General features: G+C 59.1%; 24 protein-coding genes. 19 read left to right on the top strand and 5 right to left on the bottom strand.

What is annotated here, in order from left to right:
* Nucleotides 1–218: 218 nt before the first annotated feature.
* Nucleotides 219–953 (top strand): HNH endonuclease, encoded by a 735-nt coding sequence (locus tag QMG79_RS04460; protein WP_283537399.1) that lies wholly within the window; start codon nucleotides 219–221, stop codon nucleotides 951–953.
* Here the strand turns inward: QMG79_RS04460 and QMG79_RS04455 are convergent.
* The 5 genes from QMG79_RS04455 to QMG79_RS04435 form a co-directional block, all read right to left on the bottom strand.
* Nucleotides 870–2,000, bottom strand: a complete 1,131-nt coding sequence (locus QMG79_RS04455; RefSeq protein WP_283537398.1) for a tyrosine-type recombinase/integrase — start codon at nucleotides 1,998–2,000, stop codon at nucleotides 870–872. The two genes, QMG79_RS04460 and QMG79_RS04455, sit on opposite strands and share 84 nt — an antisense overlap.
* Nucleotides 1,987–2,385, bottom strand: a complete 399-nt coding sequence (locus tag QMG79_RS04450; RefSeq protein WP_283537397.1) for an ImmA/IrrE family metallo-endopeptidase — start codon at nucleotides 2,383–2,385, stop codon at nucleotides 1,987–1,989. Before QMG79_RS04450 ends, QMG79_RS04455 begins: the two co-directional genes overlap by 14 nt.
* A gap of 36 nt (nucleotides 2,386–2,421) precedes the next feature.
* Nucleotides 2,422–2,787 (bottom strand): hypothetical protein, encoded by a 366-nt coding sequence (locus QMG79_RS04445; RefSeq protein WP_283537396.1) that lies wholly within the window; start codon nucleotides 2,785–2,787, stop codon nucleotides 2,422–2,424.
* Nucleotides 2,788–2,828: 41 nt separating this feature from the next.
* Nucleotides 2,829–3,071, bottom strand: coding sequence for a hypothetical protein (locus QMG79_RS04440; protein WP_283537395.1), 243 nt, complete (start codon nucleotides 3,069–3,071; stop codon nucleotides 2,829–2,831).
* Nucleotides 3,072–3,279: 208 nt separating this feature from the next.
* Nucleotides 3,280–3,741 carry a helix-turn-helix domain-containing protein gene (locus tag QMG79_RS04435; protein WP_283537394.1) on the bottom strand — a complete coding sequence of 154 codons (462 nt, stop codon included), beginning with the start codon at nucleotides 3,739–3,741 and terminating at the stop codon, nucleotides 3,280–3,282.
* Between the two features lie 124 nt (nucleotides 3,742–3,865).
* Between QMG79_RS04435 and QMG79_RS04430 the strand changes: the two genes are divergently transcribed.
* The 18 genes from QMG79_RS04430 to QMG79_RS04350 all read left to right on the top strand — a co-directional run bounded on the left by QMG79_RS04430 (nucleotide 3,866) and on the right by QMG79_RS04350 (nucleotide 14,350).
* Nucleotides 3,866–4,102: a helix-turn-helix domain-containing protein gene (locus tag QMG79_RS04430; protein WP_283537393.1), complete on the top strand. Its 237-nt coding sequence runs from the start codon at nucleotides 3,866–3,868 to the stop codon at nucleotides 4,100–4,102.
* 6 nt (nucleotides 4,103–4,108) lie between these two features.
* Nucleotides 4,109–4,456, top strand: coding sequence for a hypothetical protein (locus QMG79_RS04425; RefSeq protein WP_283537392.1), 348 nt, complete (start codon nucleotides 4,109–4,111; stop codon nucleotides 4,454–4,456).
* A 43-nt stretch (nucleotides 4,457–4,499) separates the two neighbouring features.
* Nucleotides 4,500–5,222, top strand: coding sequence for a phage regulatory protein/antirepressor Ant (locus tag QMG79_RS04420; protein ID WP_283537391.1), 723 nt, complete (start codon nucleotides 4,500–4,502; stop codon nucleotides 5,220–5,222).
* A complete protein-coding gene (locus tag QMG79_RS16605; RefSeq protein ID WP_502934697.1) occupies nucleotides 5,219–5,443 on the top strand; it encodes a helix-turn-helix domain-containing protein in 225 nt (74 codons plus the stop codon). Before QMG79_RS04420 ends, QMG79_RS16605 begins: the two co-directional genes overlap by 4 nt.
* Before the next feature lie 136 nt (nucleotides 5,444–5,579).
* Entirely contained in the window at nucleotides 5,580–5,942 is a 363-nt protein-coding gene (locus QMG79_RS04415; protein ID WP_283537390.1) for a hypothetical protein, read from the top strand.
* Nucleotides 5,942–6,088 (top strand): hypothetical protein, encoded by a 147-nt coding sequence (locus QMG79_RS04410; protein ID WP_283537389.1) that lies wholly within the window; start codon nucleotides 5,942–5,944, stop codon nucleotides 6,086–6,088. Before QMG79_RS04415 ends, QMG79_RS04410 begins: the two co-directional genes overlap by 1 nt.
* Nucleotides 6,085–7,416, top strand: coding sequence for an ATP-binding protein (locus QMG79_RS04405; protein WP_283537388.1), 1,332 nt, complete (start codon nucleotides 6,085–6,087; stop codon nucleotides 7,414–7,416). The genes QMG79_RS04410 and QMG79_RS04405 overlap by 4 nt, the downstream gene beginning before the upstream one ends.
* Nucleotides 7,413–8,348: a hypothetical protein gene (locus tag QMG79_RS04400; RefSeq protein WP_283537387.1), complete on the top strand. Its 936-nt coding sequence runs from the start codon at nucleotides 7,413–7,415 to the stop codon at nucleotides 8,346–8,348. The genes QMG79_RS04405 and QMG79_RS04400 overlap by 4 nt, the downstream gene beginning before the upstream one ends.
* On the top strand, nucleotides 8,345–9,355 hold the full coding sequence (locus tag QMG79_RS04395; protein WP_283537386.1) for a hypothetical protein: 1,011 nt from the start codon (nucleotides 8,345–8,347) through the stop codon (nucleotides 9,353–9,355). Before QMG79_RS04400 ends, QMG79_RS04395 begins: the two co-directional genes overlap by 4 nt.
* Nucleotides 9,355–9,567: a hypothetical protein gene (locus QMG79_RS04390; protein WP_283537385.1), complete on the top strand. Its 213-nt coding sequence runs from the start codon at nucleotides 9,355–9,357 to the stop codon at nucleotides 9,565–9,567. The genes QMG79_RS04395 and QMG79_RS04390 overlap by 1 nt, the downstream gene beginning before the upstream one ends.
* Before the next feature lie 2 nt (nucleotides 9,568–9,569).
* Nucleotides 9,570–10,079 (top strand): single-stranded DNA-binding protein, encoded by a 510-nt coding sequence (locus QMG79_RS04385; RefSeq protein WP_283537384.1) that lies wholly within the window; start codon nucleotides 9,570–9,572, stop codon nucleotides 10,077–10,079.
* 154 nt (nucleotides 10,080–10,233) lie between these two features.
* A complete protein-coding gene (locus QMG79_RS04380; RefSeq protein ID WP_283537383.1) occupies nucleotides 10,234–10,773 on the top strand; it encodes a hypothetical protein in 540 nt (179 codons plus the stop codon).
* Nucleotides 10,770–11,066: a glutaredoxin family protein gene (locus tag QMG79_RS04375; RefSeq protein WP_283537382.1), complete on the top strand. Its 297-nt coding sequence runs from the start codon at nucleotides 10,770–10,772 to the stop codon at nucleotides 11,064–11,066. Before QMG79_RS04380 ends, QMG79_RS04375 begins: the two co-directional genes overlap by 4 nt.
* Nucleotides 11,063–11,545, top strand: coding sequence for a hypothetical protein (locus QMG79_RS04370; RefSeq protein WP_283537381.1), 483 nt, complete (start codon nucleotides 11,063–11,065; stop codon nucleotides 11,543–11,545). The genes QMG79_RS04375 and QMG79_RS04370 overlap by 4 nt, the downstream gene beginning before the upstream one ends.
* Before the next feature lie 560 nt (nucleotides 11,546–12,105).
* Nucleotides 12,106–12,330, top strand: a complete 225-nt coding sequence (locus tag QMG79_RS04365; RefSeq protein WP_283537380.1) for a hypothetical protein — start codon at nucleotides 12,106–12,108, stop codon at nucleotides 12,328–12,330.
* Nucleotides 12,331–12,428: 98 nt separating this feature from the next.
* Nucleotides 12,429–13,139, top strand: coding sequence for an LvrA C-terminal domain-related protein (locus tag QMG79_RS04360; RefSeq protein WP_283537379.1), 711 nt, complete (start codon nucleotides 12,429–12,431; stop codon nucleotides 13,137–13,139).
* 402 nt (nucleotides 13,140–13,541) lie between these two features.
* Nucleotides 13,542–13,946: a hypothetical protein gene (locus QMG79_RS04355; RefSeq protein ID WP_283537378.1), complete on the top strand. Its 405-nt coding sequence runs from the start codon at nucleotides 13,542–13,544 to the stop codon at nucleotides 13,944–13,946.
* A complete protein-coding gene (locus QMG79_RS04350; protein ID WP_283537377.1) occupies nucleotides 13,943–14,350 on the top strand; it encodes a hypothetical protein in 408 nt (135 codons plus the stop codon). The genes QMG79_RS04355 and QMG79_RS04350 overlap by 4 nt, the downstream gene beginning before the upstream one ends.
* Nucleotides 14,351–14,516: the final 166 nt, after the last annotated feature.

Genomic DNA, 14,516 nt, shown 5'->3' with positions numbered 1-14,516 from the left:
CGGGGTGCTCCACGGACATTGCCGCAGCTGCAGCCTGTTTCGGGCTGTGTGGATGGGTTGACCGATACGCCGGGTTCTGGCGAAAACCCAGCAAACACAAGGCCACACAGGGGTTCAGGGGCAAACTGGGGGCAACCAGGGTAAAATGGGAACTGTAAAACCCCCGCGATAGCTGTAACTATCCGGGGGCGCGACCAACACTTTTAGGGAATGCTGATATGACCCATCCTACGTGCACCGTGGACGAATGCGGCAAGACAATCGCCGCCAAAGGGCTTTGCCAAAGCCACTACGCCAGGAACCGCCGATACGGCAGCCCGCTTGAGGATCGAACCCGCCGAAAGTCCCTGTGTACCGCACAGGCCTGCAGCAACATGGCCCGCGTGCACGGGCTCTGCGATAAGCACGACACCAGAGTGCGGCGCCACGGATCACCTGACATCACGATCAACGCTCCCCGCGATGCCGGCCTTGACGAGCGCCTCCGCTGGACTGGCTGGACCGTCACCGCCACGGGCTGCTGGGAATGGGACGGCAACCGGCGGAACGGCGGCTATGGCGAGGTTGCCACCGGGCAAGGCGCGGCCGTTGCCTCCCGCGCCGCCTACTTGGCTTGGGTCGGACCGATCCCCGAAGGGGTGCACATCTGCCACCAGTGCGACAACCCGCCTTGCATCAACCCCGCACACCTCTTCCCAGGGACTCGCCTGGTAAACATGCAGGACGCCTTGCAGAAGGGCCGCCTACGGCAAGGCGAGGAATCGCCTAAAGCCAAGCTGACGGCCGCGGACGTAACTGAGATAAAGCGGATCTACGCCACAGGAGCGATGTCCCAGAAGGCGGTGGGCGAGATGTTTGGCATCAGCCAATCAAACATCAGCTTCATCGTCAGAGGTCGCACGTGGAAGGGTGATCATGCCGTCACTGAGCTCCGCTGCTCGCCTGTCATCTGAGGGCCAAAGATGGCTGTAAACCCGAAGGGTCTCCGTGGCATCCTTGTGCCCTAGGCGGTGTGCCACAGCCACGGGGGACATCCCTCCGGAGATCCACAGGCTGGCCGCGTAATGCCGGAGCTCGTGCCACCCAGCTCCAAGCCCTTCGACTTTCTTCTTGGCTACCTGCCAGGCACTTGAAGCCATCTTCCTTGTGATGGCATTGCCAGAGTCATGGAATACCAGCCCGCCATAACCGGGCTGCCCAGCTTGCAGTTCCTTGAGTAGCTGCAGGGTAGCTTCTCCGACGTGGATGCTCCGCCGGCTGCTGCGGGTCTTCAGTGGACCCCACCATGCACTCGATGATGCGCTGCCGATAAGTTGCCGATCCACCGTGACCATCGACGTCGTGAAGTCCACACGATCCCATGTGAGGCCTCGCAGTTCCGAAGACCGCAAGCCGGTAGCGGCGCAGAAGATCACCATGCGCCGGTAAACCCCCACGCTGGCATCAGCGAGCTCCTGCACTTTCTCCGTGCGCAGAGGCACCACAGCAACGTCCTCGATGGGCGTGAGTTTGATCCCCACGCAAGGGCTCTTTCCCACAACACCGTCCATGACCGCGGCCTTATACATCGACGCCAGATACCCGTACGTGACTTTCAGTGTTGCCGGTGCCAACGTCTTCGACCACTCACTCACAGCTTCTTGGACGTGGGCCCTCGTGATGGCGTCCAGGGTCTTGTTCTCAAAGGCAGGTATCAGGTGGTTGCGGAGCTTCCGGGAGATTTGCTCCCTGGAGGACTCCCGTAAATGCAGCTGGCTTTTCTCCCACGACGCGGCATAGTCAGCGAAAAGTACTTTCTTCGACTTCGTGACGTAAGTGCCCTTGTTCATTTCCGCGACCTGATCGGCCAGGTAGTTCGTCGCCGCAGCCTTTGTTGCGAAGCTCTTCCGCTGCTTCCGCTCCCCCAGTGGTGTCCATTCGGCCCGGTACCTCAGGCCCTTTCCATAAAGGGCTGAGCGGGATTTGTCTTGGTTTACCCAGCGGTCTTCAACACGGGCCATTGATTTCCTTCCTGATGTGGATGAGTTCTTCGAGGGTCAGCGATTTCTCCCAGGCGCGGACGTCTTCGGGGAGGACGTGGAGGCGGTGGGCGATGCTGATGAGGTCGTCTGTGATCCGCGCTGCCTCGACGAATGCGTGGGGGCGGATGAGGTGACGGGCGGCCCACACGCTGGCTTGGAGTTCTTGCTTTGGCGTGTGGCCGATGTGTTCGTAGTGCGCGTGGCCTAGCTCGTGCCAGGCGGTCGATCTGAGCTGTATGTACCCGAGGTCCGGGTGGAGCGTGATGTGGCGCTTGTCGGGGTCCCAGCAACCCCACCATCCGTGCGGTGGAGCCTTGTAGAGGATCTTCACCCCCATCTCTTCAGCCTTCTTCTCAAACCCCATAGGTGAAGAAGGTACTTGGGGGCACTGACAAAGTGGTCAGTTGACCTGTTGTGTGGCTCCTGCGAGGCGCTGCAGTTCACGGGACATGTTGAGTAGGAGCTCCTGTGATGAGGATGGGAGTTCCCCGGCGCCAGCCAGGACGAGGGCGGACTGGTCGGGCAGTCCCATGGGGAGGCCTACGTCGGCGGCGATAGCGGAGATCACGGACGAGTACGTGACGTTCAACGCACGGGCTAGGCCGCGGATCGTCTCAGCTTCGGGGAATCCCGTCAGTGGTTTCGTTGCGAGCTGCTGCAGCCTGGACGGCTTGGGGTTCCCTCCCCCGTCGCGGGATAGCTCGACGTTGTTGCGGGTGCCGCGGTTGTTGTTGATGAGGATCTGGAGGTTCTTACCGGATGACATTGTGTGTTCCTTTTCGTGATGGTGCTGCGGTTGCAGCCGCGTTACTTGCCAATGTAGAGCTGGGCGCCGGACTGCAGGGTGGTGTCTGTCTGCTCTGGGACTGACCTGTGCCCGATAAAGACTGCGTAGGGGCCGTCTCCCCACGGAATCTTTTCGACGGAGTAGCTCATGACGCAGACGTCATTCCGAAGCCTTGAGGATTCGAGTCCACCCTCCACTGTCAGTCCTGAACTTGTGATGATCGTCGCCTTGCTGTCTATGCCAAGGTCTTTGTATGGGCTCATTGCAGCGTTGGTTCTTCCGAAGCAAGCGATTGGGCCTCTGCTTACTTTTGTAATGTCGCTGCTATCCGATGGTGCGAAGTTGAGTTCCAGGACGCCAGTGAAGAGGCGGGGTGGTTTGTACGATGAGTCTTCCTCGATACTTGAGCACCCGGCCAAAGCTATAACCAGGATTGCTACCGCAATAATCCTTTGTTTCATCTTTCTCCTCTCATGTTTCGTTTGGCATCTGGTCGATGCCAACTTCCGAGTCTTGCTCCCGCGCCGCCAGTCGGTAATCTTCCGGCCTCTTTGGGAGACGTTCTGAGTTAGCCGTAGCCCGGACATCAGCCCTGGCCATTCTCCTTGCGATCTCCGCTAGAAGTTCCATGTCTGTTGCCCCATCGAGAATATTGACTACTGCTGCCTTGGCGCCCATATAGCGAGCAAGCAGTTGCCGAATAGCCGGCTCCCTGTTCCGAGGGACACTCTCTCCACGTTCCCAGTTTCCAACTGTCCTCAGCGTCACCCCGAGCTGCTTGGCAAGTTCTTGTTGAGTTAGACCGGAGGCTTCTCTTGCTGACCGGATTTGTTCTCCGCTGATCATGGCTTCACTCTCGTAGGAAATTTCAGGAAACACAAACGAGCGTATCGGGGAAAGATGGCCCAAAAAGTGGAAAACCAAGCGTGTCATTCATCGACTTTGCCCAGCATTGGCGCGGATTTCTTATGTTTCCTACGTCTTGCTTGACTTCTTTCCTATTGTTGCCTAAGCTCTTCCTATCGGCACATCAGCCCGAAGAAAAGGAAACAAAACGATGAGAATGCGCATGGCCCACGGCCCAGCAATCAGGGCAATCAGAGAAGCGCTCGGAATCCGGCATGGAAAGTTTGCCATTGAATGCGGAATCTCCCCCGGCTACCTCACCAACGTAGAGAAGGGCGTAAAGCAGCCTTCCGAAACTGTTGTTTCTTCTATCGCCGCTCGCCTCGGAGTCACTAAAGACGAGATCACCTACGTAGTAACAGCCGAAGCAATAAAAACCGGAAAGTAGAAAACCATGGCAATCCTGACTCTCACCCCCACCGCCGATTCACCTACTGTCGCCCCTACTCAGGGTTTGCGGGATTTGATTGATCTTTTGGATTCGGGCATGTGCTCGGTTGAGGACGTTCACAACGAGTTGCTTCGTCTGGAGTCAGCGTTGGAGCTTCCCATGACGGAGGTTTCTCCTTACAACGGCCTCGATGAGGGAAGCGTTGAGGTGATGAAAGCTGAGGAGCTTGAAGAGGCGCTCAAGGCTGTGTGGGTTAGTGGCGGGTCATTGGAGATGCGTGACGCTTGGCAGGCGCAGCGGGAATACGCCCGTGGACTGCGCGAAGTACAGAACGAAACGGCAGGAGCCTAGGACTATGAGTGATCTTGTATCCATCGAACGCGCCGAAGGTGGGGTGCTGACTGTCTCTTCCCTGACCATTGCTGAGGGTGCCGGGGTGCAGCACAAGAACGTGCTGGAACTGATCGGTAGCAGCCTGGCCGACTTGGAGGAGTTCGGGCAGGTCGCGTTTCAAACGCGACCAAGATTGGCCGGTCAGCATGGCGGAGGGAATGTCCGTGTTGCTCTGTTGAATGAGCAGCAGTCAACGCTCCTCATGACGTACCAGCGGAACACCTCCCAGGTGCGGGCGTTCAAGCTGGCCCTGGTGAAGGCGTTCTTCGAGATGGCAAAGCAGCTGCAGGCCAAGCCGCTGTCGGGTGCGGAGTTGATGGCGCAGGCGTTGATCGAGGCGCACAGCACGATGGCGTCGTACCGGGCCCGGGTGGAGGAGCTGGAGCCGTTGGCGAAATCGTGGGAGAAATTGGCGGCTGCGACTGGTGATTACTCGGTGAGGGACGCGGCGCAGGTTTTGTGTCGGGATGGCGGCGTGCAAGTTGGGCAGAACCGTTTGTTTCGGCATCTCCGTGAGGCCCAGAGGCCTTGGCTGGATTCAAACAGTCGCCCCTACCAGTGGGCTGTTGATGCTGGGTTGGTGGCGGAGAAGATCAGTTCTTTCAAGTTCCACAGAACAAATGGTGAGGAGCAGTTGGCTACCCCGCAGGTGAGGATCACCGCGAAGGGTCTGCAGCGTCTGCACCGGGATCTTTCACCGTCGCGAGAGTTGTTGCCGGTATGAGCCAACTGGTCGAACCTGGACGGTCAGCGAGGACCATCCCTCGGCGCGCTTACACGGTCCAGGAGGTCGCTGAGATGTTGGCGGAGCCGGTGGCGACTATAAAGCGCCATTGTCAGACGCAGGCACTTTATGGGGCTTATAAGACGGGTGGGAAGACGAGCCCGTGGCGTATCCCGCCGAAGGCTATTGATAGGTATCAGGCAACACGGAGTACTCAGTGATTTTTTTAGCCGCACTAACAAATCAGGTTCGTTCCGCAACGAATCCCACGAGCTGCAGGACCAAAGAAAAGAGGCCCGGGGGCTGCAACCCACGGACCTCGCACCCACCGAAACCACGAAAAGGAAACACCGTCCGATGAGTAATTACTACTTTACCAAGGAACAGGCCGAAGCGGCAGCGCGGGCCATGATCATCAATTACTTCGAACTGACACCTACCCCGTGGCAGGAGGAGACGACTGTGGCGTATTCGCTGACTGGGTTGCTGAACTGCCCGATCAACACGACATATGCGGGTGCTGCGCTGGAGGCGCTGGAGTCCCTGGCCAAGGTTGAGGACGGCACTCATCCGTTACTGGAACTCAACGCAGCGGGGACGGTCGACAATCGGGCCGAGATCACCGAACGCATGGAGCAGGACTTCACCACGGCGGTCCGGGACACCATCGCCGCTTTTGTGCCCCACGAGGTCTACACGCCGGAAGCGGTGGCCGCCTGATGGAAGCACTGTTCATCGCCGGGTTCTTCATGGCTGCCGTGACCATGATCCCCGCAGCGTTCCGCCACGACAGCGAAGCCGAGTACGAGGAGTACTGGGCCGAGCAGCAAGCCGAAGCCCGCAACAGTGACCGCCGGGCCTCATGAGCGATCCGGACGATTACGAACCGACCGACCTTGAACTCCTCTCACACGGAATCAACATTGAACCCACAGACCCGTGGGACTCACCAAGCTACACAACCGTCAAGCCCGAAAGGCAACACCAAATGAGCGTTATCAAGTCCCTCGAAATCAGCAACTTCCAGCGCCTCACCGCAGCAAAGATTGAACCGACCGGAAGCCTGATCGTGCTGGCCGGCCAGAACGCCAACGGCAAGACGAGCGTGTTGGACGCTATTGAGACCACCCTTTGTGGGTTCAACGCCAGGAACACTAAGCGGCCAATCAAGGATGGCCACGGCAAGGCGTCAATCGACATTGCCCTCACGGACGGAACAGTTGTGAGGCGCACATTCACACCCTCCGGCTCAACCCTTTCAGGCACCCGCCCTGACGGCGCCAAGTTGAAGCAGTCCGACTTGAACGCGATCATCTCCCATCTCGGCGTGGATGCCTCCACGTTCGCCACGTCTGGGGATAAAGAGCAGCTAAAGACTCTCCTGTCCGTGGTGGATCTCCCCTTTGTGCCATCCGAGTTGGACGCCAAGCGCAAGTCCATCTTTGATGAGCGCACAGCCGTGAGCCGGGACATGAAGCGCCTGGAGGCACAAGCTGCCGGATTCCCGGCCTTCCCGGTGGACACCACCACGGATGAGGTCAGTGTCCGTGACCTCCTCGCAGAACACGGCAATGCGACCCGGCAAAACAATCTGGTAACCGCAGCCCACGAGTCCACTTCCTCGTGGACGGAGGAAGTGGAGCGCCTCCGCGCCAAGCTGGCCGAGGCAGAGGAATCCCTAGCCAAGGCCATCGACCATGCCTCTGGCGCACCGGCATTGATCGACACTGACGCAATTCAGGAGCGCATCGACAATGCAGAACAGATCAACGCCACAGTCCGCGACTACAAGTCATCACAGGAAGTAGCCGCCGCACTCACCGCAGCAAGGGGAAACGCCGAGAAGCTGACGGAAGATCTTGCCGCGATTGACCAGACCAAGAGGGACGGGCTCGCCGCTGTGGAGATGCCCATCGAGGGCCTGTCCTTCGATGAGGAAGGTGTGCTGTACCAAGGCATCCCGTTCAGCCGCGCCTCCGGGGCCGAACAGATCATTGTCTCCGCGGCCATGATCATCGCCACCGACCCGGAACTCCGCACCATGGTCATCCGCAACGGCAACGTTTTGGACAAGGGCAGCCTGCAGCAGCTCGAAGAAATGCTGGAAGACAACAACTTCCTCGCATTCATCGAATACGTCAGCGACGGCGAAGATCACGAATACCGCATGGTTGACGGCGAGCTCGCAGCATGAGCCGGGCAATGATCCGCACCGGAGCACGTGCGGCAACCCCGAAGCCCGTAACTCCGGCCAAGACCACCGTGACTACTGGTGCGGTGGCCAAGTCCCGCACCAAAGCCGCGACCACGGGATTGTCTTTCAGCCCAGCCGGACACCGCTACAAACTAGACGGCCTGCCAGTCACCGGCGTAACGACACTTATTGGTGAGGGTGTGCCGAAAGGTGCACTGATCCCTTGGGCAGCAGAAATGGCCGCACTCTGGGCCATGGATCACCTGGAGCAACTGCCAGTCATGCCCGCCGACGAAGCTGTCCGGGAGATGAAGTGGGCGTGGCGGAAGCACCGCGACGACGCCGGCGCAACGGGTACTGCAGTGCACAAGATGGCTGAGCAGTTGTCCCGCACTGGTGAAGTCGACGCTGACGCGGATCTCCTCGGCTACGTGGAAGGTTTCGCGGCGTTCCTGGACGAATGGCAGATCACACCGGTCTTGCTGGAGCGTCCGTGTGGGAACAGGACCCACCACTATGCGGGCACGTTCGATATGTACGCCACGAGCCCGCTACTCGCTGGCGGAAAGCTCGTGCAGATCGACCTCAAAACATCCAAGGGTGTTTACGGGGAGACCGCGCTGCAGCTTGCAGCATATGCCCGAGCCGAGTTCTACATCGACGAGGACGGCAACGAGCAGCCCATGCCGGAAGTGTTCGCCACCTATGTCGCCCACGTGACGCCCATGGATAGGGAGGGCGCCCATGCCCGCTACGGTGACCGCCCCCTCGGCACCAGCCTCTACCCAATGGCTGACTCGCCGGAGCAAATCAACGAACACATGGGGTGGTTCCTAGCAGCCGCCTACACGGCCAAAGCCAAAAAAGCCCGCGAGCTCCTAGCCCGCGAACCACTCACCCACCCAGCCAAAGAAATGAGTATCGCATCATGACCGAAGTATCCATACCCCCAGCAGGTCCAGCCTCCATGGCTATGCCAGAAGTTCCCTCCGTGGCAGGCGTTGCCAGTCTTGAGAGCTGGGTGACCGCCCTCGGCCACGCAAACAAGATCGCGAATTTCATGGCCCGCTCCAACTTTGTGCCGGCCCCGCTGCGGATGAAGTCCAAGAACAACTACAAGACCACTGAGGAGCTTGCACTCGACGTCACTGCGATCATCCTTGCTGGCGCGTCGATTGGGTACGATCCATTCCAGGCTGTCCAGCAGATGTTCATCGTGCACGGCTCCCCCGCCATGTACGCCCGGTCCATGGTTGCTCTCGTGAAGTCCCACGGTCACAAGCTTGACCAGACCTCGGCAACAGCCGATGCAGTTACGGTGCGCGCACGGCACAAGAACGAGACTGACTGGCATGAGTTCACTTGGGACATGGCCCGCGCTAAGAAGGCCGGGTACACGTCGAACCCCAAGTACACGTCAAACCCCCAGGAGATGCTTTACGCGAAGGCCGCAACCGAGGCTTGCCGCCGCATGTTCCCCGAAGTGCTTGCGGGCATATCGGCTTACAGCGTGGAGGAATCAGAGCTAGAAGACATGGGCGAGAACGCTGCCCAAACTTCTGCACCGGCCGCCGCGCCCAAGGCGAAGGGGACAGTGAAGCGCCGCCAAGCACCCACCCCTGAACTACCGCCGGTTGTGAATGAGGCGCCCAAGGATGCTGTCGAGCCCGAGCCAGAAGATGACCTGGTCGAAATGGCGACTAACTCGCAGCTCACCAAGATCCACGTGATCCTTGGCAAGCTCGGAGCCAGCGACCGTGAGTCTGGGCTGGCTGAGCTCTCCAGCTTCATCGGTCGCCCCATCGAGACGTCCAAGGATATGACCAAGGGTGAAGCGTCCAGGTTCATCGAAGAGGCTGAGAACCCTCCGGCAGACGCTGACGGCGTCATTCCCGACGTAGACGCCGAGTGGGGTCTCACCCAGGAAGGTGCCCAGTAATGGCGGGCATGGTGACGGTCCGGGTGAAGCTCGACGACGGAACGGTTGCTGAATATCGGCGTGACTGGTTCGGCGATAACCCAGCGTTCGAAGGCGCTTGCGCAGAAAAGGCAGCTTTCGAAGCGGCCGAAGCGTGCCGCGATGCAATCGAGGCAACCCACAGGAAACTCCCCGAACAGGCAGTATTCACCAAACACAAGGGGCAACGATAACCATGGCAGGCGAGACCATCATCACCGTAGTAGGCAACCTTGTGGCAGATCCGGAGCTCAGGTTTACTCCGTCCGGGGCGGCGGTGGCTAACTTCACCATCGCATCCACTCCGCGCACTTTCGACCGGAACAGCAACGAGTGGAAGGACGGCGACACTCTGTTCCTCCGTTGCGATGTTTGGCGTGAAGCTGCGGAGAATGTGGCCGAGACGCTCACGAAGGGCATGCGCGTAATCGCCTCCGGCGTCTTGAAGCAGCGGAGTTATGAGAAGGACGGTGAGAAGCGGTCTGTGATCGAGTTCGGCGTCCAGGAGATCGGGCCGAGCTTGAAGTCTGCAACCGCGAAGGTGAACCGGACGCAGCGTAACGGCCAGTCGCAGCAGGCAAGCTCTGGCGGGTTCGGTGGGCAGGCTTCCGGATTCAACGGTGGCCAGCAGTCGACACAGCAGGGCGACCCGTGGGCGGAGCAGGGCAACAACGCGGGCGGGTTCGACCAGGAACCTCCTTTTTGATGGGCGTCCTTGCAAGGTCCCTCCCTTACCGCCCGGCACTCCGCTACGGGGAACGCCTCTACGAACGGTGCGGGATCAGATACAAGACCACGACCCGGCCCGACCGGGCACCCATTACTGAGTGTCGGGACTGCCGGCACATGAGGAGCACAGCATGACGACGGTAATCGCATACAAGGCAACCAGCAATGAATCGGTGCAGAAGTACATGGCGGATCGAGAAGAGCGCCACACCGAATGGTGGTCAAGAGTTCAAGCCTTTAGCAAACAAATCGGGCATGACTCCATGTCCATGCGCCGCGGCGTGTTTGGGGAGCACATTCTTGGCTACGTACCAACTGAGGGAGAGGCACCGGATAGCGGCTGGCGTCTTCACAAGGACTGGGGAATCTGTGTACCGAATCTTCGGTCTAAAGCAGGCAAAGCTCTGGATATCCAACTAAAAAGCCTCTCCTGGAGGTCTCCGGAGGTCATTGGGATAAAGGAGATGATCCATGCTCCATCAGATGTAGGCGGATTCTCCACATATGTACTCTCACCATCCGTTGAACAGGGGCGAACAGGAGATTGGTTCCTTGCTTTTGGACGGAAACCTTTTGAGGACGAGTTGGGAAAGATTGATCCAGCGGTGTGGCATCCGGTGAAGCTGTCTGAGTACTTCGCGGAGACGGAAGATTTGGAGTCGGCAGCATGACCATCACTGATATTGGCCCACGTATCGAGGCCCGCGACGGGGTAGCTGTCACCGTTTATACGAAGTCGGATTGTTGGGGGTGCGGGAAAACGAAGGGCCTCTTGGACCGTGCCGGAGTCCCGTTCACGGAGGTGGACATGGAGAACGACCAGGCCGCCTACAACTACGTGACGAAGACCCTGAACTACGCCCAAGCACCTGTCGTTGTCGTTTCCGGCCCGGGCGGCGACCACCACTGGTCAGGGTTCCAGCCCGGCCAGATCCGGACCCACATCACCGAGGCGGCGGCATGAGTGAGGAAATGACCAGGATTCAGATTGCACTCCCACTTCCTATGGACGTGGCCGCTACGGTCATGAGCCTCATCGGGACCGCCTACCCCGACGCCCTCATGGAGGGCAAAGGCCACAACATGACGTTCCTCATTCCAGACGGGTCCAGACCTCGGAAGGTGTCCAAGGCCAAAAGCAAACCCCAGGAAGCGACTGAGCCATCAACGGCCCTTCTCGAGTGCGGTCCGGACGGCATATCGATCTCAACGCCGGAAAAGCTTGCCGCCGCTTGCCTAGAGATCATGAAAGCCTCGTTCGAGCAGTTCCCGGATGCGGAGAACTACTTGGAGCAGCGCCTCTGGGACAGGGAATCCGGCAAGGGCTACGTCATGCACTTCCAGCGGCTCGAAGGTAAGTCGCCGGCCGAGCTGCGTGAGGCGGCCGAGCGGAAGCTCGCCGTAGCTGAAGCCCGCATCGCAGAACTGGAGGCTGCGGCGTGAAGACCATCGCCCTCCTGCCACCGCGGACCGCCCTGGTACTGCCTCGCAAGACCACTTCCGTCCTGCTCTGCGACTCGTGCGACAAGGCACTCAACGGCACCGGGGAATGCGCGGGCTGCACCAGATAACACCCCGGGTCCAAAGCGCCTACAGAACCAGGCCCGGACCCACCAACGGGGCTCCCACAACACCGCGGGAGCCCCGCACACAAACGAAAGGAACAGATGATGAGCACGCATCAGGCGCAGCGGCCCCCGGCGATGAAGCCACACTTTCTGACGTGCCAGTGCGGGAAGGCATACTCACCCACCCGGGAGGATGCGAGGAGGTTGCGGCGGGATATGGGCGGGGATAGTTCGGAGCTGTGCCGCTTCTACGAATGCGAATTCTCGGGCTGGCATTGGACTAGGCGTGTACCGAAATACGCGACCTAACCATGTCCCGGGAAACGCATCAAAAGCGTAGGTAAAACAACTCACGCTTGCTAGAATGGAACATAGAAACAAGGAAGGAACATTACTGTGGCAACAAAGGAATTTCAGTACCGTCCAGGTCCGAGCGTGACACGCGATCGGCGCTCACACCTTGAAGTGGCCGAACACCTCCGCAAAAACCCCGGAGTATGGGCCCTCGTTAGGACAGCGCCAAACATCCAAGCATCAGCATCTGCGGCCTTCCAGATCCGACAGGGTATACGCGCAGCATTCCGTCCCGCTGGCCACTATGACGCGTACTCACACGGCAACGAAGTCGTTGCCCGCTACGTCGGCCCCGGAGGTGAGTAGTGCGAATCCGTGGGACGAAGCCAGAGTTCTGGAAGTCCAGGCGAATCAGTTCCGTTTCGTGGGACGCCCGGCTGGTATTGAAGGGTCTTGAATCCTACGTGGATGACAACGGCGTGGGGGTTGATGATATCGAGTTGATCGTCACTGATGTGTTTCCTCGCGACCTATTCGCGAACAGTCGCGAGACAGTCGCGAGGGTGTCCGAAGCCATTTCCGAGCTACACCAAGCAGGTTTGGTGCACCGCTACAAGGGCGAAATGGACAATCTGCTGTATGTGTCCTTTTGGGAGTCCATTCAGCGGATAGATAAGCCCGGCAAGGGAAGAAATCCCCGTCCTGACGGGACTTTTGATTACAAAGAGTCCGAAATTCGCGAGAGTGTCGCGAGCCCTCCCGAAGTAGTCGCGCCTGTAACAGGGGAACAGGGGAACAGGGTAACAGTGGATCAGAAGAGAAAGACTAGTCCAGCTACGCAGGACGACTTCTTCGACTGGTACGTCGACTATCCAAGGAAAGAAGCCAGGGCCGCAGCCGAGAGGGCTTACACCAAGGCCAGGACCCGCGCCACCCAAGAGCAGCTAATCGAAGGCACCCGCAGATACCGGGAAGACCCGAACCGGGAGCCAGCGTTCACGAAGCTCCCAGCAACATGGCTTAACGGCGGCTGTTGGGACGACGAACCACTCCCCCCAAAGAACGTGACTCAGTTCAAGACCGGCGCCGAGAAGCGCATGGACCAAGGCCGAGCCAATCACGACATGTTCGCCCAGATGGACGCCGAAAACGAAATGAAGGAACTACGCCAGTGAACCTAGCGGAAACAAATGCCTTTTTGACATGGCTCTGCCAATACGACCAACTCATCTCAAACGCCTCTGCCTCAGTCGAAATATGGCAGGCATCGTTGAACACTGCCACGCCTGCCGAGGCCAAGCAGGCAGTGTTCGATCACTACAGGATCAATGAGAAATTTCAAGCTAGTCCGGCTGGTCTTCGGAAGAGAGTTCTCACCCTAAGGACAACTTCAGAGGCCAAGCATTCAGCCATCGAGGCCAAGCGCCCAATCCGGAATCACCCCAACAGTTTCCGTTCACGTAATCCGGAGATCTGGGATCAGCTTGTCGAGGAGGGCAGGCAGGCCCGGCGGGACGATCTTGAAAAGCGAGGACTCTTGAAATGACCAGCCACAACCACGAAAGCGAGAACACACCGTGACCGACCAGACCAGCCCAGAAAAGTACAAGCAGCTCGCGCAGGAAACCGAGCGCCTAGCGAAATTTAGGCTCGACCTCGCGGTTTCAGAACGCGAGAAGGCTGAGGCCGAGCGACAGATACACATCGGGGAAGGACAAGTCGAGGAAATCGAACGCGAACTCCGCAAGCTCATCCTGGAGTTGGGACTCGGCACACAAACCCCTCCAGCAACCCCAAAGGAACGCCCCACACGCGCTGAAACAGCAAATACGGGTGGAAGTGAGCCCGGGAACACGACAAGCCCGCAAATCGGCACACAGGGATTCAGGTACGGCATTGTCACCGACCGCGAACTCAACCAAATGGACATGGAGCAAATCACCCGCATCATCAATGCCAAGTGGATGGCAACCAGGCGATGACCTACACGTACAAGCCGAGCCCCGACCGGAACCTCAACAAATCCACAGCCGAACTCCTCGCCACAGAACGCCAAATCAACGCCGTAGCCGCAACCCTCGAAACCAAACGAGCCGAACTCCGCAAACTACGCGCACAATCACGCCGACTCGACACCGCACTACAAAAACTCGGCCACACCAAACGCAACATCCAAGGCGAAATCCTCGCCGCCGAAGCACGCACCACCATCATCGAAGAACAAGCCTACGAACAAATCCAAGCCCTCGCAGAACGCGCATACCTCCACGGCCAAACCCGTGCAGAAGACCACCTCGCAGCCAAAGCAGCAGCCTTCCACAGAGCACTCCCCAACTACTACCCCCAACGCACCACACAAACCCAAAACCACCAGGCCACAACATGAGGAAAACAACCCCTCCCGTAGGGACAGCGAAACACCATGGGGGACTGTGGAATTAACGGTGTATCTGGCTCGACACGCCGGGCGGTGAGCCTGGCGGGGAGGAGCCCGATATGGCCGCAACACTTGAGGCTGTGCCGAGTACGAATACCGCTGAGAAACTGACAGA

This window comes from Pseudarthrobacter sp. PS3-L1 (assembly GCF_030063285.1).
Lineage (GTDB): Bacteria > Actinomycetota > Actinomycetes > Actinomycetales > Micrococcaceae > Arthrobacter.
This window is presented reverse-complemented; position numbering and strand designations above follow the sequence as displayed.